This window comes from Pseudomonas sp. Pseusp15 (genome assembly GCF_059492165.1).
The window spans coordinates 5,895,374-5,916,163 of the sequence record NZ_CP168523.1; the positions used below are offsets into that span (position 1 = coordinate 5,895,374).

Consider the following 20,790-nt stretch of genomic DNA (forward strand, 5'->3'; position numbering starts at 1 on the left):
GGAGAAATCCCTATGTTGCATATCTTCTGTCCTCACTGTGGCGAACTGCGCTCCGAAGAGGAATTCCATGCATCCGGCCAGGCGCACATCCCGCGTCCACTGGATCCGAACAGCTGCACCGACGAGGAGTGGGGCGACTACATGTTCTTCCGCGATAACCCTCGCGGTCTGCACCACGAACTGTGGGATCACGTCGCCGGTTGCCGTCAGTATTTCAACGTGACCCGTGACACCGTGACCTACGAGATTCTCGAAACCTACAAGATCGGCACCAAGCCGCAGTTCACCGACAAGACCGACAGCCCGAAAGCGGCCGCCACGGCTCTGGGAGAGAAGGTATGAGCCAGATCAATCGCCTGTCCAACGGCGGACGCATCGACCGCAACAAAGTGCTGAGCTTCACCTTCAACGGCCAGGTCTACAAAGGCTTTGAAGGCGACTCTCTGGCCGCTGCCTTGCTGGCCAACGGTGTCGACATCGTCGGCCGCAGCTTCAAGTACTCGCGCCCACGCGGCATCTTCGCCGCCGGTGCCGAAGAGCCGAACGCCGTGCTGCAGATCGGTGCGACCGAAGCCACGCAGATCCCGAACGTACGCGCCACGCAACAAGCGCTGTATCAAGGCCTGGTCGCCACCAGCACCAACGGCTGGCCAAGCGTGAACAACGACATGATGGGGATTCTCGGCAAGGTCGGCGGCAAGCTGATGCCACCGGGCTTCTACTACAAAACCTTCATGTACCCGCAATCGTTCTGGATGACTTACGAGAAGTACATTCGTAAGGCAGCCGGTCTTGGCCGTTCGCCGACCGAGAACGATCCGGACACCTACGACTACATGAACCAGCACTGCGACGTGCTGATCGTCGGCGCTGGCCCTGCGGGTCTGGCGGCTGCACTGGCGGCTGCCCGCAGCGGCGCCCGTGTGATCCTGGCCGATGAACAGGAAGAGTTTGGCGGCAGCCTGCTCGACTCCCGCGAAAGCCTCGATGGCAAACCAGCTACTGAGTGGGTTGCCAGCGTCATCGCCGAGCTGAAAAACACCCCTGACGTGCTGCTGTTGCCGCGCGCCACGGTCAACGGTTACCACGACCATAACTTCCTGACCATTCACGAGCGCCTCACCGATCACCTCGGCGACCGCGCTCCGATCGGCCAGGTGCGTCAGCGCATCCACCGGGTTCGCGCCAAGCGCGTGGTGCTGGCGACCGGCGCTCACGAGCGTCCACTGGTTTACGGCAACAACGACGTGCCGGGCAACATGCTCGCCGGCGCTGTGTCGACCTACGTGCGTCGCTACGGTGTGGCACCGGGCAAGAAACTGGTGCTGTCGACTAACAACGACCACGCCTACCGCGTTGCCCTGGACTGGCTCGACGCCAGCCTACAAGTGGTGGCCATCGCCGACGCCCGCAGCAACCCTCGCGGTGCGCTGGTGGAAGAAGCGCGCGCCAAAGGCATTCGCATCCTGACCGGCAGCGCCGTGATCGAGGCCCGTGGCAGCAAGCACGTGACCGCCGCTCGCGTTGCAGCGATTGATGTAAAAGCACACACCGTGACCAGCCCGGGCGAATGGCTCGATTGCGACCTGGTTGCCAGTTCCGGCGGCTACAGCCCAGTGGTTCACCTGGCTTCGCACCTGGGTGGCAAGCCGATCTGGCGTGAAGACATCCTCGGTTTCGTACCGGGCGAAGCACCGCAGAAACGCGTGTGCGTCGGTGGCATCAACGGCGTCTACAGCCTCGGCGATTCGTTGGCCGATGGTTTTGAAGGCGGTGCTCGCGCTGCCAGCGAAGCTGGATTCGGCAAGGTCGAAGGCGTACTGCCCAAAGCCCTGAGCCGACTCGAAGAGCCGACGCTGGCGCTGTTCCAGGTGCCTCACGAAAAAGCCACTGCCCGTGCGCCGAAGCAATTCGTCGACCTGCAGAACGACGTCACCGCAGCCGCCATCGAACTGGCGACCCGCGAAGGCTTCGAGTCGGTCGAGCACGTCAAGCGCTACACCGCACTGGGCTTCGGCACCGATCAGGGCAAGCTCGGCAACGTCAACGGCCTGGCCATCGCTGCCCGTTCGCTGAACGTGACCATCCCGCAGATGGGCACCACCATGTTCCGCCCGAACTACACGCCGGTGACTTTCGGCGCCGTGGCCGGTCGTCACTGTGGGCACATCTTCGAGCCGGTTCGCTTCACCGCGCTGCATCACTGGCACGTTAAGAATGGCGCCGAGTTCGAAGACGTCGGTCAGTGGAAACGTCCTTGGTACTTCCCGAAAAACGGTGAAGACCTGCATGCCGCCGTCAAACGCGAATGCAAAGCCGTGCGCGACAGCGTCGGCCTGCTGGACGCTTCGACCCTGGGCAAGATCGACATCCAGGGCCCGGACTCCCGCGAGTTCCTCAACCGTATCTACACCAACGCCTGGACCAAGCTCGACGTGGGCAAGGCGCGCTACGGCCTGATGTGTAAAGAAGACGGCATGGTGTTCGACGACGGCGTGACTGCATGCCTGGCCGACAACCATTTCGTGATGACCACCACCACCGGCGGCGCTGCGCGCGTGCTGCAATGGCTGGAAATCTACCACCAGACCGAATGGCCAGACCTGAAGGTGTACTTCACTTCCGTGACGGATCACTGGGCAACCATGACCCTGTCCGGGCCGAACAGCCGCAAGCTGCTCAGCGAAGTCACCGACGCCGACCTGAGCAACGAAGCCTTCCCGTTCATGACCTGGAAAGAAGCCCTGGTCGGTGGCGTGCCGGCGCGGATTTTCCGGATTTCGTTTACCGGTGAGCTGTCGTACGAAGTCAACGTGCAGGCCGACTATGCGATGGGCGTGCTGGAAAAAATTGTTGATGCTGGCAAGAAGTACAACCTGACGCCATATGGCACTGAAACCATGCACGTACTGCGGGCCGAGAAGGGCTTCATCATCGTCGGTCAGGATACTGACAGCTCGATGACCCCGGACGACCTGAACATGGGCTGGTGTGTCGGTCGCACCAAACCGTTCTCGTGGATCGGCTGGCGTGGCATGAACCGCGAAGACTGTGTGCGTGATCAGCGCAAACAGCTGGTTGGCCTGAAGCCGATCGATCCGACCAAATGGCTGCCGGAAGGTGCGCAACTGGTGTTCAACACCAAGCAAGCGATTCCGATGACCATGGTGGGTCACGTGACTTCCAGTTACTTGCACAACTCCCTGGGCTATTCGTTTGCCATGGGCGTGGTCAAGGGCGGCTTGAAGCGCATGGGTGAGCGGGTGTTCGCACCGCTGGCCGACGGCAGCGTGATCGAGGCGGAAATCGTTTCTTCGGTGTTCTTCGATCCGAAAGGCGATCGCCAGAACGTGTAATCGATCACCCCCCGCGCCAGGCGCGGGGGGCGACAAAGAATTCAAGACAGGTGCTTTATGACCGCAGCCAATGTTTACCAACAACGCCCAACCACCGGGGCCAAGGCCGAGTCGTCGCTGCATCATGCCGACCTCGCCAGCCTGGTGGGCAAGGGTCGCAAGAACGCCGGCGTGATCGTGCGTGAGAAAAAACTCCTCGGTCACCTGACTATCCGTGGCGATGGCCACGACGCCGCGTTCGCCGCTGGTGTGCACAAGGCCCTTGGCATCGAGTTGCCAGGTGCGCTGACCGTGATCATCAAAGGCGAAACCAGCCTGCAATGGATGGGGCCGGATGAATGGCTGCTGATCGTGCCGACCGGTGAAGAATTCGCCACCGAGAAAAAACTCCGTGAAGCGCTGGGCGACCTGCACATCCAGATCGTCAACGTCAGCGGTGGCCAGCAGATCCTCGAACTCAGCGGCCCGAACGTGCGTCAGGTGCTGATGAAGTCCACCAGCTATGACGTGCACCCCAACAATTTCCCGGTGGGCAAGGCTGTTGGCACGGTGTTCGCCAAGTCGCAACTGATGATCCGCCATACCGCCGAAGACACCTGGGAACTGCTGATTCGCCGCAGCTTCTCGGATTACTGGTGGTTGTGGTTGCAGGATGCGTCGGCTGAGTACGGGCTTAGCGTCCAGGCGTAATTGTGGCGAGGGAGCTTGCTCCCGCTCGGCTGCGCAGCAGTCGTAAAACCTGAATCCGCGTTCCTTCTGCAGGAATGCGGTTGCTGACATAGGGGTCGCTTCGCAACCCAGCGGGAGCAAGCTCCCTCGCCACAGAGTTCTCTCTGATCACAGATGTAGCAGCAGGAGTCACCGCACTATGAGCCGCGCCCCAGACACATGGATTCTGACCGCCGACTGCCCAAGCGTCCTCGGCACCGTGGATGCGGTGACCCGCTTTCTGTTCGAGCAGGGCTGCTACGTCACCGAGCACCACTCCTTTGATGACCGGCTCTCAGGCCGTTTCTTCATCCGAGTGGAGTTTCGGCAACCCGACGCTTTCGACGAACAAGCCTTCCGCGCAGGCTTGGCGGAGCGTGGTGCTGCCTTCGGGATGGTCTTCGAGCTGACCCCGCCGAACTACCGGCCGAAAGTGGTGATCATGGTCTCCAAGGCCGATCACTGCCTCAACGACTTGCTCTACCGCCAGCGCATCGGCCAGTTGTCGATGGACGTGGTCGCGGTGGTCTCCAACCACCCGGACCTCAAGCCGTTGGCCGACTGGCACCAGATTCCGTACTACCACTTTCCGCTGGACCCCAACGACAAACCATCGCAAGAGCGCCAGGTCTGGCAGGTGATCGAAGAAGCCGGCGCCGAGCTGGTGATCCTTGCCCGCTACATGCAGGTTCTGTCGCCAGAGCTGTGCCGCAAACTCGACGGCAAGGCGATCAACATTCACCACTCGCTGCTGCCGGGCTTCAAGGGCGCCAAGCCGTATCACCAGGCCTACAACAAAGGCGTGAAACTGGTCGGCGCCACGGCGCATTACATCAACAACGATCTGGATGAAGGTCCGATCATCGCCCAGGGCGTGGAAGCCGTTGATCACAGTCACTATCCCGAAGACTTGATCGCCAAGGGGCGGGATATCGAAGGGCTGACGTTGGCGCGGGCCGTGGGTTATCACATTGAAAGACGCGTGTTCCTTAACGCTAACAGGACAGTTGTTCTCTAGCGTTTTTACTGCCTGAAAAGATCGCCTGTCTCTGTAGACGCTGCCGAAGGTTCGGGCCGCGTTCGGACGATCTTTTGATTTATCGAGCAATCAACGCGCCGCCGTTTCCTGGCGACGCGACCGCTACATAAAAACAACAGCGAGGTGAAAGCATGTCTGGTAATCGTGGTGTGGTGTATCTCGGCGCAGGCAAGGTCGAAGTACAGAAAATCGACTATCCCAAAATGCAGGACCCGCGCGGCAGGAAGATCGAGCACGGTGTCATCCTGCGCGTAGTTTCCACCAACATCTGTGGTTCCGATCAGCACATGGTGCGCGGGCGTACCACCGCTCAGACCGGTCTGGTGCTGGGCCACGAGATCACGGGTGAAGTGATCGAGAAGGGCAGCGGTGTCGAGAACCTGCAGATCGGCGACTTGGTGTCGGTACCTTTCAACGTTGCCTGTGGCCGTTGCCGTTCGTGCAAAGAGCAACATACTGGCGTCTGCCTGAGCGTTAACCCGGCGCGTCCGGGCGGTGCCTATGGTTATGTCGACATGGGTGACTGGACCGGTGGCCAAGCCGAATACGCGTTTGTGCCGTATGCCGACTTCAACCTGCTGAAACTTCCAGATCGCGACCGGGCCATGGAAAAAATCCGTGACCTGACCTGTCTCTCCGACATCCTGCCCACCGGTTACCACGGCGCAGTGACTGCCGGCGTCGGCCCTGGCAGCACCGTGTACATTGCCGGCGCCGGCCCGGTTGGCCTGGCAGCTGCCGCTTCCGCTCGCCTGTTGGGTGCTGCTGTGGTGATCATCGGTGACGTCAACCCGATCCGCCTGGCCCATGCCAAGGCTCAGGGTTTCGAAATCGCCGACCTGTCGACAGACACCCCGCTGCACGAACAAATCGCTGCACTGTTGGGCGAACCAGAAGTGGACTGCGCCGTCGATGCCGTAGGCTTCGAAGCTCGCGGTCACGGCCATGCCGGCGTGAAGCACGAGGCTCCCGCCACCGTACTCAACTCGCTGATGGGCGTGGTTCGCGTCGCTGGCAAAATCGGTATTCCTGGCCTGTACGTCACTGAAGATCCGGGTGCAGTGGACGCTGCCGCGAAAATGGGCAGCCTGAGCATTCGCTTCGGCCTGGGCTGGGCCAAATCCCACAGCTTCCACACCGGCCAGACGCCAGTGATGAAGTACAACCGCCAGCTGATGCAGGCGATCATGTGGGACCGCATCAAGATTGCCGAAATCGTGGGTGTGGAAGTCATCAGCCTGGATGACGCGCCACGGGGTTACGGCGAGTTCGATGCGGGCGTGCCGAAGAAGTTTGTGATCGATCCGCACAAGTTGTTTAGTGCGGCGTAAGGCCTGGAGCAAGACGGAAAAAAGGGCGACAGTGATGTCGCCCTTTTTTATGGCGAGTGGCACGTAATTGCTCAGAGAAAATGAGCGATCACCAATGGAACTCGAACGATAATCTGATTTGCTCCATGCCGTAGACGTCGCTTTCCAGTTGATCTCATTGTCCAGAACTCAGACGCAGCCGGTTCGGTCATACCGTTCATCGGTTGCGTCCCAGGAGGCACGTTTTATAGACGCCACCTGGGGATAAATGCCCACGCAAACGAGGAACATGCTGGCGTACATCCGGTCCAATCAGCAGTTTTGCCGCCCCGCCGTTACCGGGCGGCTTTCATGGCACAAGAGGATGTCTGGATGAACGTTTCACGCTGTTTTGCACTGGCATCGCTCATGGCTGTCGCTTCGTTGACGACGCTGGCCGCCAGCCCGGCCTTTGCACAGTTAAGCCTCAGCGATGCGGTCAAGGCGGTGTCATCGATGCAGGACGACGAGGATGTCGAGGGTGTCGAGGCCGATGATGTCGATGGCATCGTGGCGGCGGCGCCCAAGGCCGCCGGTTTGCTCAATACCCTGGGCTCGCAGCTCGACATCACCCCGGAGCAGGCCATCGGCGGTGCCGGTGCGATGCTGGGGCTGGCGAGGAATCAGCTCAGCGGCCAGGACTTCTCCGAACTGAGCAAAACCGTGCCGGGCCTCGCTCAGATCGCTGGCAACAGCGCGATCAGTAGCCTGACTGGCTTGGGTGGGTTGCTCGGCACGGGCTCGGACAAGAATGCGTTGCTCGATGGCTTGCTGGGTAACGTCAAGGACACCAAGGACCTGAACAACGCCTTCAGCGCCCTGGGCATGGACACCGGGATGGTCGGCGTGTTTGCCCCGGTGATCCTGCAATACCTCGGTCAGCAAGGCGTTGCCGGTTCGCTGTTGCAAAACCTCGGCGGGATCTGGGGCACCGGCGCCGGTAGCTAAGTCAGCCCTCGGCGCGTAGTGCCTGGATGCGCCGGTCCTTCACGATCCAGAGCTGGTTGACCCAGTTCTGGATTGTTTCGCGAAACTCCGGATCGTTTTCGTAATCGCCTTGCCACAGTGCCGGGTCCAGTTCGCGGGTGTGGATGTCGATGATCACTTTGGGCACGTTGCCACTAAGCAAATCCCAGAACCCCGGAATCTTCTGCTGCGGATACACCACCGTCACATCGAGAATGGCGTCCAACTGTTCGCCCATCGCCGCCAGCACGAACGCCACGCCGCCCGCCTTGGGCTTGAGCAGGTGGGTGAACGGTGACTGTTGTTGGGCGCTTTTCGCCGCGGTGTAGCGGGTGCCTTCCAGGTAGTTGACCACGGTCACCGGCTGGCGCTTGTACAACTCGCAAGCTTGTTTGGTGATCTCCAGGTCCTTGCCGGCCAGCTCCGGGTGCTTCTCCAGGAACGCCTTGCTGTAGCGCTTCATGAACGGATAGTCCAACGCCCACCAGGCGAGGCCCAGGAATGGCACCCAGATCAGTTCTTTCTTGAGGAAGAACTTGAAGAACGGCGTGCGCCGGTTCAGTGCCTGGATCAGCGCCGGGATATCGACCCAGGACTGATGGTTACCGATCACCAGATACGAGGTGTCGCCGCGCAGCTCATCGCCGCCGCGAATGTCCCATTGGGTGGGAATGCACAGGCGGAAGATCAGCTTGTCGATCTCGGCCCAGGTTTCGGCAATCCACATCACCGCCCACGAGGCGTAATCGCGAAAGCGCCCGGGCAGGAGCAGTTTGACCAGCGCGAACACCATCAAAGGCCCGAACAGGACCAGCGTGTTGAGCAATAGCAGCAGGGTAACGAAACAGCCGGTGAGCAGGCGGCGCATAGATAACTCTTGAAAGCGTGTGGGCGCGCCATGATAAGCAGCTTCGGTTGGCAGGCCAAATCGGTGGTGACGAATGTTTCACCTTGGTAGCAGTATGCTCTCAGCGTATCGCTGTTGCCTTTGTGGCGAGGGAGCTTGCTCCCGCTGGGTTGCGCAGCGGCCCTAAAACCAGGCGCCGCGATTTTCAGGTATACCGCAGGCAACGGTTTTGCGAGCGCCGCGCCCCCGAACGGGAGCAAGCTACCTCGCCACAAAAGTGGGAAGTGGTCCAACTATCGTTGTTTTTTGCGGTCTAGAATTCGGCCAATGCGTCCACATCCCTCAAGGAAGCCCCTTACGTGAAATCTCTCCTTGCACTGCTTGCCCTCGTGACCCTGCCGGTCCTGGCCGCCGAGCCGACCCTGTACGGGCGTTACGAATACATCGCGCTGCCGGAAATCGGCGGTGAAGTCCTCAAGGCCAAAATGGACACCGGCGCCCTGACCGCGTCGCTGTCGGCCAAAGACATCGAAACCTTCACCCGCGACGGCGACGAGTGGGTACGTTTCCGTCTCGCCACCAAAGGCGCGAGCAACAAGGTCTACGAACACAAGGTCGCGCGGATCAGCAAGATCAAGAACCGTGCCGATGAAGAAGATGAAGATAAGGCCGTGAGCGAAGTGACCAAGCGTCCGGTGGTCGATCTGGAACTGTGCCTGGGCAACGTCAAGCGCACCGTCGAGGTCAACCTCACCGACCGCAGCAGCTTCAACTATCCACTGCTGATCGGCGCCAAAGCCCTGCGCGAATTCGGCGCAGCAGTGAACCCGGCGCGTCGCTTTACAGCCGACAAACCCGACTGCTGATTGACGGCGAATCAGCCTTGGGGCACCGTTCGCCCACTTAACCAGTGGGCTCGGACGCCATGCCTCATATCCTGATTGTCGAAGACGAAGCGGCGATTGCCGACACCCTGATTTTCGCCTTGCAGGGCGAGGGCTTTACCACCACCTGGTTGAGCCTTGGCGCGGCGGCGCTCGAACATCAGCGCGCCACGCCCGCCGACCTGATCATTCTCGATATCGGCCTGCCGGATATCAGCGGCTTCGAGACCTGCAAGCAATTGCGGCGTTTCAGTGACGTGCCGGTGATGTTCCTCAGTGCCCGTGACGCCGAGATCGACCGCGTGGTGGGCCTGGAAATCGGCGCCGACGACTACGTGGTCAAACCGTTCAGCCCCCGGGAAGTGGCGGCGCGGGTCCGGGCGATTCTCAAGCGCATGGCACCACGACCGGTGGTGGAGGTGGCGGAGGTGGCTTCAGCGCTGTTTCGCATCGACGGCGATCGGGTGCAGATCAGCTATCGCAACCAGCCGCTGAGCCTGACTCGCCATGAGTTTCGTTTGCTGCAATGCCTGCTGGAACAACCGGAGCGAGTCTTCAGCCGCGAGCAATTGCTCGATGCGCTGGGGGTGGCCGCCGATGCCGGTTACGAGCGCAGCATCGACAGTCACATCAAGAGCGTGCGCGCCAAATTGCGCCTGGTGAAGGCCGACGCCGAGCCGATCCAGACTCATCGCGGCCTCGGCTACAGCTACAGCCCGGGGCACAGCTGATGTCACTGGGGATCCGGATTTTTCTGGTTTACGTGCTGTTCATCGGCCTGACCGGTTACTTCGTGCTCAACACCGTGATGGAAGAAATCCGCCCCGGTGTGCGCCAGTCCACCGAAGAAACCCTGGTGGACACCGCCAACCTGATGGCCGAGATCCTGCGCGACGACTTCAAGGCCGGCACCCTCAGCCAGAACCGCTGGCCCGAATTGCTCAAGGCTTATGGCGAGCGACAACCGCAGGCGAAAATCTGGGGCCTGTCGAAGAATCAGGTCAATCACCGCATTTACGTCACCGATGCCAAAGGCATCGTGGTGCTGGATTCCAGCGGGATTGCGGTGGGCCAGGACTACTCGCGCTGGAATGACGTCTACCTGACCCTGCGTGGCGAGTACGGTGCGCGTTCGACGCGCAGCAACCCCGATGACTCGAACTCGTCGGTGATGCACGTCGGGGCACCGATTCGCGACAACGGCCAGATCATCGGCGTGGTGACCGTGGCCAAACCCAACAGCTCACTGCAGCCTTACGTCGATCGCACCGAACGGCGATTGCTGACGTATGGCGCCGGATTGATCGGCCTCGGTTTGTTGTTCGGTGCGCTGTTGTCCTGGTGGCTGAGCGCGGCACTGCGGCGGTTGACGGCCTATGCCCAGGCCGTCAGTGAAGGCCGCCGGGTCGAGGTGCCGCATTACCGCGGCGGCGAGCTGGAGCAACTGGCCACGGCACTGGAGCACATGCGCACCCAGCTCGAAGGCAAAGCCTACGTCGAACGTTATGTACACACCCTGACCCATGAATTGAAAAGCCCGCTGGCGGCGATTCGTGGCGCGGCGGAGCTGCTGCAAGGCGAAATGCCGCCGGCACAGCAGCAGCGTTTCGTCAGCAACATCGACAGCGAAAGCGCGCGCATGCAGCAGTTGATCGAACGACTGCTGAACCTGGCGCAGGTTGAGCAGCGCCAAGGGTTGGAGGAGCGGGTGGCGGTGCCGTTGGCGGGCCTGGTGGAAGAACTGTTGAGCGCGCAGGCTGCACGAATCGAAGGCAAGCAATTGCGTGTGGAACGGCAAATTGCAGCGGATCTGAATCTGCTTGGCGAGCCGTTCCTATTGCGCCAGGCGCTGGGCAATCTGCTAGAGAATGCCTTGGACTTCACCCCAGCGCATGGCGTGCTGCGATTGTGTGCCGAGCGAGTCGGTGAGCAGATCGAGTTCAGGCTGTTCAACCAGGCCGAAGCGATTCCCGACTATGCGTTGCCACGCTTGAGCGAGCGCTTCTACTCACTGCCGCGTCCGGACAGTGGACGCAAGAGCACCGGTTTGGGGCTCAACTTCGTTGAGGAAGTGGTCAAGTTGCATGGTGGTGTGATGAGTATCGGCAACGTCGACGGCGGTGTTCAAGTGCGTTTGCGGTTGCCTTCAAGCCGCTGAAGATCGCAGCCTTCGGCAGCTGCTGCGCCGAGCGCAAATTCCACACACTCTCCACATTCCTCCCACAAAACCCCCACATACCCAATCCAGACTTTCCCCATCCAAACAGGGAGAGTCCCATGAACCGAAGCCTGACCCTAAAACTCGGGGCAATTGCCCTGCTGATTCTGTTGCTGCTGATCCCGCTACTGATGATCAACGGCGTGATCCAGGAGCGCCAGCAACTGCGTGACGGTGTACTCGAAGACATCGCCCGCAGTTCCAGTTACAGCCAGCAATTGAGCGGCCCGCTGATGGTGGTGCCCTATCGCAAAACAGTGCGCACCTGGAAAACCAACGAAAAAACCAACCAGCGTTATCAGGATGTCGGCGAGGAGCGTGGACGTTTGTATTTCTTGCCGGAGCGTTTCGAACTCGACGGCCAGGTCCAGACAGAGCTGCGCTCCCGGGGCATCTACGAGGCGCGACTGTTCCATGCCGATAACCGCATCAGCGGGCATTTTTCGGTTCCGGCACAACTGGGCATCAAGGAAGACTTCGCCGATTACCGCTTCGATCAGCCGTTCCTGGCTGTTGGCATCAGCGACATCCGCGGCATCGAAAATGCGCTGAAACTCGAACTCAATGGCCAGAAGCTGGATTTTGTACCGGGTAGCCAGGTGGGCTGGCTGGGCGAGGGTGTGCATGTGACGTTGCCGGCGCTTGACACCCAACAGGCCACGGAGTTGGCCTTCGGTTTCGACTTGCGTCTGCAAGGCACCGGCCAGTTACAAGTTCTGCCGGTGGGCAAGACCAGCAAGGTTTCACTGGCGGCCAATTGGCCTCACCCCAGCTTCATCGGCAATTACCTGCCGGCCCAGCGGGAAATCACCGATCAGGGCTTTACGGCCAATTGGCAGACCTCGTTTTTCTCCACCAACCTGCAAGAAGCGTTGAACAGTTGCGTGTCGGGCGGTCATTGCGAGGCGTTCAGCGGTCGCAGTTTCGGCGTGAGTTTCATCGACCCGGTGGACCAGTACCTGAAAAGCGACCGGGCAATCAAATATGCATTGCTGTTTATCGTCCTGACCTTCGCCGGTTTCTTCCTGTTCGAAGTGTTGAAAAGCCTGGCGGTGCACCCGGTGCAGTACGCCTTGGTGGGTGTAGCGCTGGCGTTCTTCTACCTGTTGCTGTTGTCGCTGTCCGAACACATCGGCTTTGCCCTGGCGTATCTGCTGTCGGCGAGTAGCTGTGTGGCGTTGATCGGTTTTTATGTCTGCCATGTGCTGCGCAGCGTGCGTCACGGTTTGAGCTTTTCGGCGGGGTTGGCGGCGTTATACGGGCTGCTTTACGGCTTGTTGAGCGCCGAGGATTACGCGCTGTTGATGGGCTCGCTGCTGTTGTTCGGGCTACTGGGTGTGTTCATGGTGCTGACCCGCAAGCTGGACTGGTACGGGATCGGGCAGAAAACCGCGAAGCCCTTGGACTTTGATATAGGTGCCGTGGAATGAGCCGGTGGTTGGGGTTGCGCGAGGATCAGCGTGTGGGTGAGGTGTTGGCGACGCGGATTTGCCAGTTATTTCCGTCAGATCCGGTGTGGTGCCATCGCGAGCAGGCTCGCTCCCACATTGGAACTCAGTTGCGCACCGATGGTGTGAACAACACAAATCCCCTGTGGGAGATTCTATGGTTGAGGGGAAACCCTCAACTTGCTTTCGGCTGGTATTCGCTCTGCCCCTTCAGTAGTGCGAATACGACCCGAGCAAGTTTACGGGCCAGAATCACCAGTGCCTGAGTGGTGCTGAACCCTTTAGCTCGTTGCTCTTCATAAAAACCTTTCCAGGTTGCCGTTCGGCTGGCCGACATGGCTGCATTGTGCAAAAGTCGGCGCGCCTCCGGATCACCTCGTTTTGTCAGACTGCGGCGACCGTCCTTCTGTCCCGACTGTGAAACCCGTAAATCCATCCCCAAAAAAGCGATGAATGCGTCAGCGTTTTTAAACTCGCCCCGCTGAAACGCCGCGATCAGGCGAGCTCCAGTCAAAAAGCCTATGCCTTCAACTTTCATGCAGCGCCTTAGATGGGTAAGTAAACCGGCCTCTTTAAGGAGGTCGTTGATCATCTTCTCGACCAGCACTTCAAGCCTCTGCATTGAGGCTATTTGCTCGGCAAAAGCGGCTTTGAGCAGCGGCTCACTTGCCCAGCTCTGTACCAGGCCAACTCGTGCCTGAACCAGCGCGGCGCGCCGGCGGAAAAGGCTCAAGAGCTGACGATACAGCGGCGATGGTGGAGTCCATGGGTGAAGCTCTTCATATTCGTTTTTCAGATAACGGGCGAGCAGCTTTGCATCCAGCGCGTCGGTTTTGGCGCGAACCTTCACACCTTTGCGGTAGTGGCTTAGTTCATAGCCACCGACCATGTAAATCGTGCAGCCGGCATCATGGGCCAGGTCGGCGAATTCCAAGTGATAGATATTGGTCGACTCAATTGCTACGTCGACCGGTTCCGGCAAGGCTTTCAGCCATTTCTTGATGGCTGGCTTGTTATTGGGAAGCGTCTCCAGCAGATCCAGTTCGGTCTGGTAGATCACCAGTTCATTTTTGGCGACATCCACGCCCACGATTGGCTTGGAAACAGAAACCGACATTGCCATTGAACACCCCCCCGAGATATGGTTTTGAGCACTTGAAGGGCTCACCCAGAGGCGCAGGCTTGTTCCTATCGTCGGTCTAGCCAGATGCATTCTTTATCGGCGCTTGGGTGAAAGGAGGAGGGGCGAAATCTCCCACGGATCTGTACTGCGCCAACAGTCAGAATCGAGCCTTGTCCCTCCTCCTCCCTTCAAGTACCAGCATACAAGCGAGCCGGCTTGCGATGAGGCCGGTACAGCCAGCGAAGATTTAAGCCTTGGGCATCGTCGCGATCATCGAAGGCCGCTGACTCACTTCGAAATACCACTCGGCCAACTTTGGATTTTCCTTGCGCCATTCCAGATCCGGATGGCGCAAATCCAGATAACCCAAGGCACAGGCCACACTGATCGCTGCCACATCGAAATGGCTGGTCAGCTCGGCAATCGCATCGGCCTCCAACAGCGCCAGGGCGCGACGAATCTTGTCGCGTTGACCGTCGAGCCATGCGTCCCAATGTTTCTCCGGTGAGCGCAGGGCCACTTCATAGCGAATCATCACGGCGGCATCCATGATCCCGTCTGCCAGAGAAGCCAGGGTCAAGCGCCGCCAGCGCGCCGAGCCTTCACGAGGAATCAGCGGATTGCCGACGTGCTGGTGATCGAGGTAATCGAGGATCACCCGGCTGTCGTACAACACATTGCCGTCGGCCAGGCGCAGCGCCGGAATCTTGCCCAGCGGGTTGTCTTTGTTGAGAGCCTGATCCGGGCTGACCGGCGTGAGCTGGCAGGCTTGCAGCGCCACGCGGTTCGTTTGGCCGGTCTCGTGCAACAGCACCATGACTTTGCGAACAAAGGGCGAGGCGGGGTTGTGGAACAAGGTCATGCTGGGGGCGGACATGTCGGCATCTCGATCATGGGCAGAGTCGGGAGCATAGCGCTTTAGTGCCTGAGCTCAAGCTCGTTTCCACAGGTTTTGTACCGTTCGCCGATGTCGCAAGCGACACAAAGCCTGTAGGAGCAAGGCTTGCCCGCGAAGGCATCAGCACAGCCACCGCAGATTCAGAAAGAAGGCGCTTGCCGCCGCCGCTTCCACTGACTCAGCCGCTGCTGCAGGTTCAACGGGCTATGAATCTGTTGCTGCCGCGCCCGGCTGAACAAAATCAGCATCAGCTCCGCCGTTGCCAAGGCATCGGCACTGGCGTTATGCCGTTCGAAGACCTCCAGCTTGAACCAGTCGATCCACTCATCCAGCCCGGCCTCGCGAAAGTGTGCCTGGGGACAAAGCAGCGGGGCGATGTCTGCCACGTCCAGAAACGGATGCTGCAGCTTGTAACCCAGATGTTCTTTCAGTGCGCGCCCGAGCATGTGCTGATCGAACGGCGCATGAAACGCCAACACCGGGCTGTCGCCGACAAATTCCATGAATTCGAGCAGGGCCTGCGCGGGGTCGCTGCCGGCGGCAATGGCGCTCGGACCCAGCCCATGAATCAACACGCTGGGGCCGAGTTTGAGTTCGGTGCATTGCAGCGTGCGCTCGAACTGCTGGCTGAAGTCGATCGCCCCATCCTCGATCACCACGGCTCCGATGGACAGCAGCCGATCCTTGTTCAGATTCAGTCCAGTGGTTTCCAGGTCGAGCACCACCCAGCGTTGCTCGCGCAGGCTGCAGTCGCTCAGCTGGGTCACGGCCGGCAAGCGCTCCAGACGGTGTTGCAGTTCGCCGGGTAAAACGGGACTGGCCGGGCGCAGCCATGAAAACAGGCTCATAACTGATACCGCAGGGTCAGGCTGCTTTGCAGGCGCTGGGCCTGGCGCAGGGATTCACGCAGGATGCGTCGGTCCAGATGATTGAGGCTGTCGGGATCGACTCGGTTGGAGTAGGGCAAGTTCTCCCGGGTCTGTAGCTGATGTTGCTGCATGCGGGTTTGCTGGATGAAGTGGTACGCCTCTTCATAGGCCGCGCCGTCCAGCTGATCGATGACCTCTTTTTCCACCAATTGGCGAAAGCGCTCCAGGGTGTTGTTGGCATCGATGCCGTGGGCCAGGGCCAGCACTCGCGCGCCGTCGACGAATGGAGTCAGGCCCTGAAGTTTCAGGTCGAGGGTGGCTTTCTCGCCATTCTTGCGCGCCAGCACGAATTCGCGGAAACGTCCTACGGGCGGACGGTTGCGCAGGGCGTTCTCGGCCATCATGCGCTGGAACAACCGGTTGTCGCCGACCTGATCGAGAATGCCCCGGCGCAGTTGCTCACAGCCTCGCTCATCGCCCCAGACCACGCGCAGATCGAAATAGATACTCGACCCCAACAGGTTTTCCGGTGTCGCCTCGCGGATAAACGCCGCAAAGCGTCGTGCCCACTCGATCCGGGACAAACACAGCTCGGGGTTGCCGGCCATGATGTTGCCTTTGCACAAGGTAAAGCCGCACAGCGCCAGGCTCTGATTGACCTGCTGGGCGATGGGCAGCAACTTGCCGCGAATCTCGGCGGCGTGGGCCGCATCGCGAGCTTCGAACAGAATGCCGTTGTCCTGATCGGTGTGCAGCGTCTGCTCGCGGCGGCCTTCGCTGCCGAAGCAAAGCCAACTGAACGGCACACCGGGATCACCTTTCTCCGCGATGGCCAGTTCGATCACCCGGCACACGGTATGGTCGTTGAGCAGGGTGATGATATGGGTGATCTGCGTCGAGGACGCGCCGTGGGCCAGCATCCGCTCGACCAATTGGCCAATCTCGCCGCGGATCGCCACCAGGTTCTCTACCCGTTGGGCACTGCGAATGGTCCGCGCCAGGTGCACCAGATCGACCCTTTGCAGGGAAAACAGGTCACGCTCCGAAACCACGCCGCACAGGCGCTGGTCCTTGACCAGGCAGACGTGGGCGATGTGTCGTTCGGTCATGGCGATCGCTGCGTCGAAGGCACTGTGGTCCGGCGTCAGGTAAAACGGTGCCGGGGTCATGTGCCGCTCGATGGATTCATTGAAATCACTGGTGCCGTTGGCCACCACGTGTCGCAAGTCGCGCAGAGTGAAAATGCCCAGCGGCGCCTTTTGCTCATCGACCACCACAATGCTGCCGACTTGCTGATCGTGCATCAGTGTCACCGCTTCACGCAGGGGTGTGATCGGGCTGCAGGTTACCGGGTGACGCATGGCCAATTCGCCCAGCCGGGTATTGAGCGAATACTGGGTGCCGAGGGTTTCCACGGCTTTTTGCTGGACTTGCTGATTGACCTGGTCCAGCAAGCTGCTGACACCCCGTAGGGCAAAGTCGCGGAACGGATTGGACAGTGCGAACAGTTTGATGAACGCGAGCTTGTTCAGCTGTAGGCAAAAGGTATCTTCGGCCGCCAGATGTTCGGTGCGGGTTGCACGTTCGCCCAGCAGCGCGGCAAGGGGGAAACACTCGCCGGTGGTGATTTCGAAAGTGGTTTCGGTGCCGCCCTTGGCCGTGTGCGGGCGCTCCCCCACGACCCGGCCCTGTTTGACGATGTAGAAATGCTCGATCGGGCCATCGGCGGGTTTGATGATGCTCTCGCCGGGGGCATAAAAACGCAGCTGGCATTGCTCCACCAGATAGGCCAGATGAGCGTTTTCCATCTGATTGAAGGGTGGGAAGCGCTGCAGGAATTGCAAAGTGCCCTGGATGTTCTGCAACACCGCGGTTTTCCCTGCCTGGGTGAAGGCGTCGGCTTTACTCATAACCATTACCGCAGTCTTTTTCTGATTGTTGTGTCGGATCGTTGTTTCAGATCGTTCCAGGCATGGTCGACCCCTGCGGGCAGGGTGCCCATTGGACGTAAGTCTAGGTAGGCAGTGCAGCGGCCGGAATATGGGAAATGTCTGACACAACGGTGGGAAAAACCTCCTACATTGTCTATTGGAAAAGATTCCGACGAAGTGCACATTGAAGTCAGCTGAGCGATGTCTGACACCCTGTGTCAGGGATCGCATTGAAAACGTTGAGAACGCCATGTCCGACCACGATATTTTGAGTGATGCCGAGCGCGAAGCGCTCAGCGCCGTCATGCTGGAACCAGACTTGCCGCCGCAGCGGGTGCTGATCGTCGATGACGATAAGGATGCCCGCGAATTGCTGTCGGAAATTCTGGGGCTCGATGGCATTCACTGCATGACGGCGGCCAGTGGCGAAACGGCGCTCAAAATGCTGGAAGAGAAGCCATCGATCGGTCTGGTGATTACCGACCTGCGGATGGGGCACGTCGATGGCCTGGAACTGATCCGCCAAGTGCGTGAGTCGGCACGTGCGGCATTGCCGATCATCATCGTTTCCGGCGACGCCGACGTGAAGGATGCGATCGAAGCCATGCATTTGCACGTCGTGGACTTTTTGCTCAAGCCCATCGATAGCGAAAAATTGCTTGAATTGGTCAAGCATGAGCTGGGGATGGATCTGTAGCGCGGACTTCCAGGTTGGCAGCTTTTGTGGCGAGGGAGCTTGCTCCCGTTGGGTTGCGAAGCAGCCCCAAAAACTGCGATCCCAATGTCCCTGATACACCGCATACACCGGATTTACGACTGCTGCGCAGTCGAGCGGGAGCAAGCTCCCTCGCCACAGGGGACCGCAGCGTGTCTAGTCCTGAAATAGGTGTGAACCTATTTCAGGAAGAGACAGCGTAAATGAAAAAGCCCTGATCTCTTGATCAGGGCTTTTTCACGTCCGGCGTCAGCGTTTACTCAAAGGCCGTTGGCAGCCTTGAACTCACGACGACGACGGTGCAGAACCGGCTCGGTGTAGCCGTTCGGCTGTTTAGTGCCTTCGACCACCAGCTCGACCGCCGCCTGGAAGGCGATGTTGCTGTCGAAGTTCGGTGCCAGCGGGCGGTACAGCGGGTCGTTGGCGTTTTGACGGTCAACCACCGGCGCCATGCGCTTGAGGCTTTCCATCACTTGCGCTTCGGTAACGATGCCGTGGCGCAGCCAGTTGGCGATGTGCTGGCTGGAAATACGCAGCGTCGCACGGTCTTCCATCAGGCCTACGTCGTTGATGTCCGGCACTTTCGAGCAACCTACGCCCTGGTCGATCCAGCGCACCACGTAACCAAGGATGCCCTGGGCGTTGTTGTCCAGTTCGTTTTTGATCTGTTCCGCAGTCCAGCTCGGATTCACAGCCAACGGGATAGTCAGGATGTCGTCCACCGAAGCACGCGCACGTTTGGCCAGTTCGGCCTGACGGGCGAACACGTCGACCTTGTGGTAATGCAACGCGTGCAGCGCAGCAGCGGTCGGGGATGGAACCCAGGCGGTGTTGGCACCGGCCAATGGGTGAGCGATTTTCTGTTCCAGCATCGCTGCCATCAGGTCGGGCATGGCCCACATGCCTTTACCGATCTGGGCACGACCTTGCAGGCCGGTGCTCAAGCCAATATCGACGTTCCAGTTCTCGTAGGCACTGATCCACTTCTCGGCCTTCATGTCGGCCTTGCGCACCATCGGGCCGGCTTCCATGGAGGTGTGGATTTCATCGCCCGTGCGGTCGAGGAAACCGGTGTTGATGAACACTACGCGCTCGCTGGCAGCCTTGATGCAGGCCTTGAGGTTGACCGTGGTACGGCGCTCCTCGTCCATGATCCCGACTTTCAGCGTATTGCGCGGCAGGCCGAGGACGTCTTCGATGCGACCGAATAGCTCGTTGGTGAACGCGGCTTCTTCCGGGCCGTGCATCTTCGGCTTCACGATGTAGACCGAACCGGTACGGCTGTTCTTGCGCGAGCTGTTGCCGTTGAGGCTATGGATCGCCGCGAGGCAAGTCACCAGACCGTCGAGAATGCCTTCTGGCACTTCGTTGCCGTCTTTGTCGAGGATCGCGTCAATGGTCATCAGGTGACCGACGTTGCGCACGAACAACAGCGAGCGACCGTGCAGGCTCAGTTCGCTGCCATCGAGAGCGGTGTAGGTGCGGTCGGCGTTCATGGTGCGGGTAAAGGTCTGACCGCCCTTGGAGACTTCTTCCGACAGATCGCCCTTCATCAGGCCGAGCCAGTTGCGGTAGATCACCACTTTGTCATCGGCATCGACGGCGGCGACCGAGTCTTCGCAGTCCATGATGGTGGTTAGCGCGGCTTCCATCAGGATGTCTTTGACACCGGCCGCGTCGGTCTGGCCGACCGGGGTGCTGGCGTCGATCTGGATTTCGAAGTGCAGGCCGTTGTTCTTCAGCAGGATCGCGGTCGGAGCCGCTGCATCGCCGTGGAAACCGATCAGTTGAGCATCGTTGCGCAAGCCGGAGTTGCTACCACCCTTGAGGGCGACAACCAGTTTGCCGTCAACGATCTTGTAGCCGGTGGAATCGACGTGGGAGCCGGCAGCCAATGGCGCGGCTTCGTCGAGGAAAGCGCGGGCGAAGGCAATAACCTTGTCGCCACGTACCTTGTTGTAGCCTTTGCCCTTTTCCGCGCCATCCGCTTCGCTGATGGCGTCGGTGCCGTAGAGCGCGTCATATAGCGAACCCCAGCGGGCGTTCGAGGCGTTGAGCGCGAAGCGCGCGTTCATCACCGGCACCACCAACTGTGGGCCGGCCATGCGGGCGATTTCGTCATCGACGTTTTGTGTCGTTGCCTGGAAATCGGCCGCTTCTGGCAGCAGATAACCGATGTCTTGCAGGAAGGCTTTGTAGGCCACCGCATCGTGCGCAACACCTGCACGAGCCTGGTGCCAGGCATCAATGCGAGCCTGGAAATCATCGCGTTTGGCGAGTAGGGCTTTGTTCTTCGGTGCCAGGTCATGGATGACCTTGTCGGCACCGGCCCAGAACGTGTCGGCGGTGAGGCCGGTACCGGGAATGGCTTCGTTGTTCACGAAGTCGAACAGGACTTTGGCGACCTGCAGGCCACCGACTTGAACGTGTTCAGTCATT

17 protein-coding genes are annotated in these 20,790 nt (G+C 59.9%); 11 read left to right on the forward strand and 6 right to left on the reverse strand.

The annotated features are described in order from the left end of the window. The first annotated feature begins 12 nt into the window (after positions 1-12). From ACEN8R_RS26615 to ACEN8R_RS26640, 6 genes are all read left to right on the forward strand, one after another. Complete coding sequence (locus tag ACEN8R_RS26615) at positions 13-342, forward strand: sarcosine oxidase subunit delta (protein ID WP_007907563.1); 330 nt, start codon at positions 13-15, stop codon at positions 340-342. Further along, the gene (locus ACEN8R_RS26620; protein ID WP_018928797.1) at positions 339-3,356 is read left to right on the forward strand and encodes a sarcosine oxidase subunit alpha; all 3,018 of its coding nucleotides are present in this window, start codon (positions 339-341) and stop codon (positions 3,354-3,356) included. Before ACEN8R_RS26615 ends, ACEN8R_RS26620 begins: the two co-directional genes overlap by 4 nt. A 57-nt stretch (positions 3,357-3,413) precedes the next feature. Beyond that, positions 3,414-4,046 (forward strand): sarcosine oxidase subunit gamma, encoded by a 633-nt coding sequence (locus ACEN8R_RS26625; protein WP_477743642.1) that lies wholly within the window; start codon positions 3,414-3,416, stop codon positions 4,044-4,046. A gap of 178 nt (positions 4,047-4,224) precedes the next feature. After that, complete coding sequence (gene purU / locus ACEN8R_RS26630; RefSeq protein WP_018928799.1) at positions 4,225-5,082, forward strand: formyltetrahydrofolate deformylase; 858 nt, start codon at positions 4,225-4,227, stop codon at positions 5,080-5,082. Positions 5,083-5,234: 152 nt separating this feature from the next. Beyond that, positions 5,235-6,434, forward strand: coding sequence for a formaldehyde dehydrogenase, glutathione-independent (gene fdhA, locus ACEN8R_RS26635; RefSeq protein ID WP_018928800.1), 1,200 nt, complete (start codon positions 5,235-5,237; stop codon positions 6,432-6,434). A gap of 351 nt (positions 6,435-6,785) precedes the next feature. Then, positions 6,786-7,400, forward strand: coding sequence for a DUF2780 domain-containing protein (locus ACEN8R_RS26640; RefSeq protein WP_018928801.1), 615 nt, complete (start codon positions 6,786-6,788; stop codon positions 7,398-7,400). A 1-nt stretch (position 7,401) separates the two neighbouring features. Here the strand turns inward: ACEN8R_RS26640 and yihG are convergent, their stop codons facing one another. Next, positions 7,402-8,286, reverse strand: a complete 885-nt coding sequence (gene yihG / locus ACEN8R_RS26645) for a 1-acylglycerol-3-phosphate O-acyltransferase, YihG family (protein ID WP_495624468.1) — start codon at positions 8,284-8,286, stop codon at positions 7,402-7,404. Positions 8,287-8,624: 338 nt separating this feature from the next. Here yihG and rloA2 point away from each other — a divergent pair, with 338 nt between their 5' ends. The 4 genes from rloA2 (at position 8,625) to creD (ending at position 12,797) form a co-directional block, all read left to right on the forward strand. Next, complete coding sequence (rloA2, locus tag ACEN8R_RS26650) at positions 8,625-9,131, forward strand: retropepsin-like aspartic peptidase RloA2 (protein WP_018928803.1); 507 nt, start codon at positions 8,625-8,627, stop codon at positions 9,129-9,131. Between the two features lie 59 nt (positions 9,132-9,190). After that, positions 9,191-9,880, forward strand: coding sequence for a two-component system response regulator CreB (gene creB / locus ACEN8R_RS26655; protein ID WP_495624469.1), 690 nt, complete (start codon positions 9,191-9,193; stop codon positions 9,878-9,880). Then, complete coding sequence (gene creC, locus ACEN8R_RS26660; RefSeq protein WP_477746209.1) at positions 9,880-11,307, forward strand: two-component system sensor histidine kinase CreC; 1,428 nt, start codon at positions 9,880-9,882, stop codon at positions 11,305-11,307. Before creB ends, creC begins: the two co-directional genes overlap by 1 nt. 119 nt (positions 11,308-11,426) lie before the next feature. Then, on the forward strand, positions 11,427-12,797 hold the full coding sequence (creD, locus tag ACEN8R_RS26665; RefSeq protein WP_064620818.1) for a cell envelope integrity protein CreD: 1,371 nt from the start codon (positions 11,427-11,429) through the stop codon (positions 12,795-12,797). Positions 12,798-12,990: 193 nt separating this feature from the next. On the opposite strand, the gene ACEN8R_RS26670 is transcribed toward creD, so the two are convergent. The 4 genes from ACEN8R_RS26670 to ACEN8R_RS26685 all read right to left on the reverse strand — a co-directional run bounded on the left by ACEN8R_RS26670 (position 12,991) and on the right by ACEN8R_RS26685 (position 17,621). After that, positions 12,991-13,938, reverse strand: a complete 948-nt coding sequence (locus tag ACEN8R_RS26670; protein WP_495624416.1) for an IS110 family transposase — start codon at positions 13,936-13,938, stop codon at positions 12,991-12,993. A gap of 247 nt (positions 13,939-14,185) precedes the next feature. Then, positions 14,186-14,815 (reverse strand): glutathione S-transferase, encoded by a 630-nt coding sequence (locus tag ACEN8R_RS26675; protein ID WP_018928807.1) that lies wholly within the window; start codon positions 14,813-14,815, stop codon positions 14,186-14,188. Positions 14,816-14,976: 161 nt separating this feature from the next. Then, a complete protein-coding gene (locus tag ACEN8R_RS26680) occupies positions 14,977-15,684 on the reverse strand; it encodes a 3'-5' exonuclease (RefSeq protein ID WP_019580698.1) in 708 nt (235 codons plus the stop codon). Beyond that, entirely contained in the window at positions 15,681-17,621 is a 1,941-nt protein-coding gene (locus ACEN8R_RS26685) for a putative nucleotidyltransferase substrate binding domain-containing protein (protein ID WP_096479451.1), read from the reverse strand. The genes ACEN8R_RS26680 and ACEN8R_RS26685 overlap by 4 nt, the downstream gene beginning before the upstream one ends. A 265-nt stretch (positions 17,622-17,886) precedes the next feature. Between ACEN8R_RS26685 and ACEN8R_RS26690 the strand changes: the two genes are divergently transcribed. Further along, positions 17,887-18,333 carry a response regulator gene (locus tag ACEN8R_RS26690; protein ID WP_018928810.1) on the forward strand — a complete coding sequence of 149 codons (447 nt, stop codon included), beginning with the start codon at positions 17,887-17,889 and terminating at the stop codon, positions 18,331-18,333. A 278-nt stretch (positions 18,334-18,611) separates the two neighbouring features. Here the strand turns inward: ACEN8R_RS26690 and ACEN8R_RS26695 are convergent, their stop codons facing one another. Continuing rightward, the gene (locus ACEN8R_RS26695) at positions 18,612-20,789 is read right to left on the reverse strand and encodes a malate synthase G (RefSeq protein WP_018928811.1); all 2,178 of its coding nucleotides are present in this window, start codon (positions 20,787-20,789) and stop codon (positions 18,612-18,614) included. Between the last annotated feature and the right edge of the window lies 1 nt (position 20,790).

Bases quoted from the DNA above. Each gene is read 5' to 3' on its own strand.
- ACEN8R_RS26615 (WP_007907563.1), top strand. From the start codon at position 13: ATGTTGCATATCTTCTGTCCTCACTGTGGCGAACTGCGCTCCGAAGAG.
- ACEN8R_RS26620 (WP_018928797.1), top strand. From the start codon at position 339: ATGAGCCAGATCAATCGCCTGTCCAACGGCGGACGCATCGACCGCAAC.
- ACEN8R_RS26625 (WP_477743642.1), top strand. From the start codon at position 3,414: ATGACCGCAGCCAATGTTTACCAACAACGCCCAACCACCGGGGCCAAG.
- purU (WP_018928799.1), top strand. From the start codon at position 4,225: ATGAGCCGCGCCCCAGACACATGGATTCTGACCGCCGACTGCCCAAGC.
- fdhA (WP_018928800.1), top strand. From the start codon at position 5,235: ATGTCTGGTAATCGTGGTGTGGTGTATCTCGGCGCAGGCAAGGTCGAA.
- ACEN8R_RS26640 (WP_018928801.1), top strand. From the start codon at position 6,786: ATGAACGTTTCACGCTGTTTTGCACTGGCATCGCTCATGGCTGTCGCT.
- yihG (WP_495624468.1), bottom strand. From the start codon at position 8,286: ATGCGCCGCCTGCTCACCGGCTGTTTCGTTACCCTGCTGCTATTGCTC.
- creB (WP_495624469.1), top strand. From the start codon at position 9,191: ATGCCTCATATCCTGATTGTCGAAGACGAAGCGGCGATTGCCGACACC.
- creC (WP_477746209.1), top strand. From the start codon at position 9,880: ATGTCACTGGGGATCCGGATTTTTCTGGTTTACGTGCTGTTCATCGGC.
- creD (WP_064620818.1), top strand. From the start codon at position 11,427: ATGAACCGAAGCCTGACCCTAAAACTCGGGGCAATTGCCCTGCTGATT.
- ACEN8R_RS26670 (WP_495624416.1), bottom strand. From the start codon at position 13,938: ATGGCAATGTCGGTTTCTGTTTCCAAGCCAATCGTGGGCGTGGATGTC.
- ACEN8R_RS26675 (WP_018928807.1), bottom strand. From the start codon at position 14,815: ATGTCCGCCCCCAGCATGACCTTGTTCCACAACCCCGCCTCGCCCTTT.
- ACEN8R_RS26680 (WP_019580698.1), bottom strand. From the start codon at position 15,684: ATGAGCCTGTTTTCATGGCTGCGCCCGGCCAGTCCCGTTTTACCCGGC.
- ACEN8R_RS26685 (WP_096479451.1), bottom strand. From the start codon at position 17,621: ATGGTTATGAGTAAAGCCGACGCCTTCACCCAGGCAGGGAAAACCGCG.
- ACEN8R_RS26690 (WP_018928810.1), top strand. From the start codon at position 17,887: ATGTCCGACCACGATATTTTGAGTGATGCCGAGCGCGAAGCGCTCAGC.
- ACEN8R_RS26695 (WP_018928811.1), bottom strand. From the start codon at position 20,789: ATGACTGAACACGTTCAAGTCGGTGGCCTGCAGGTCGCCAAAGTCCTG.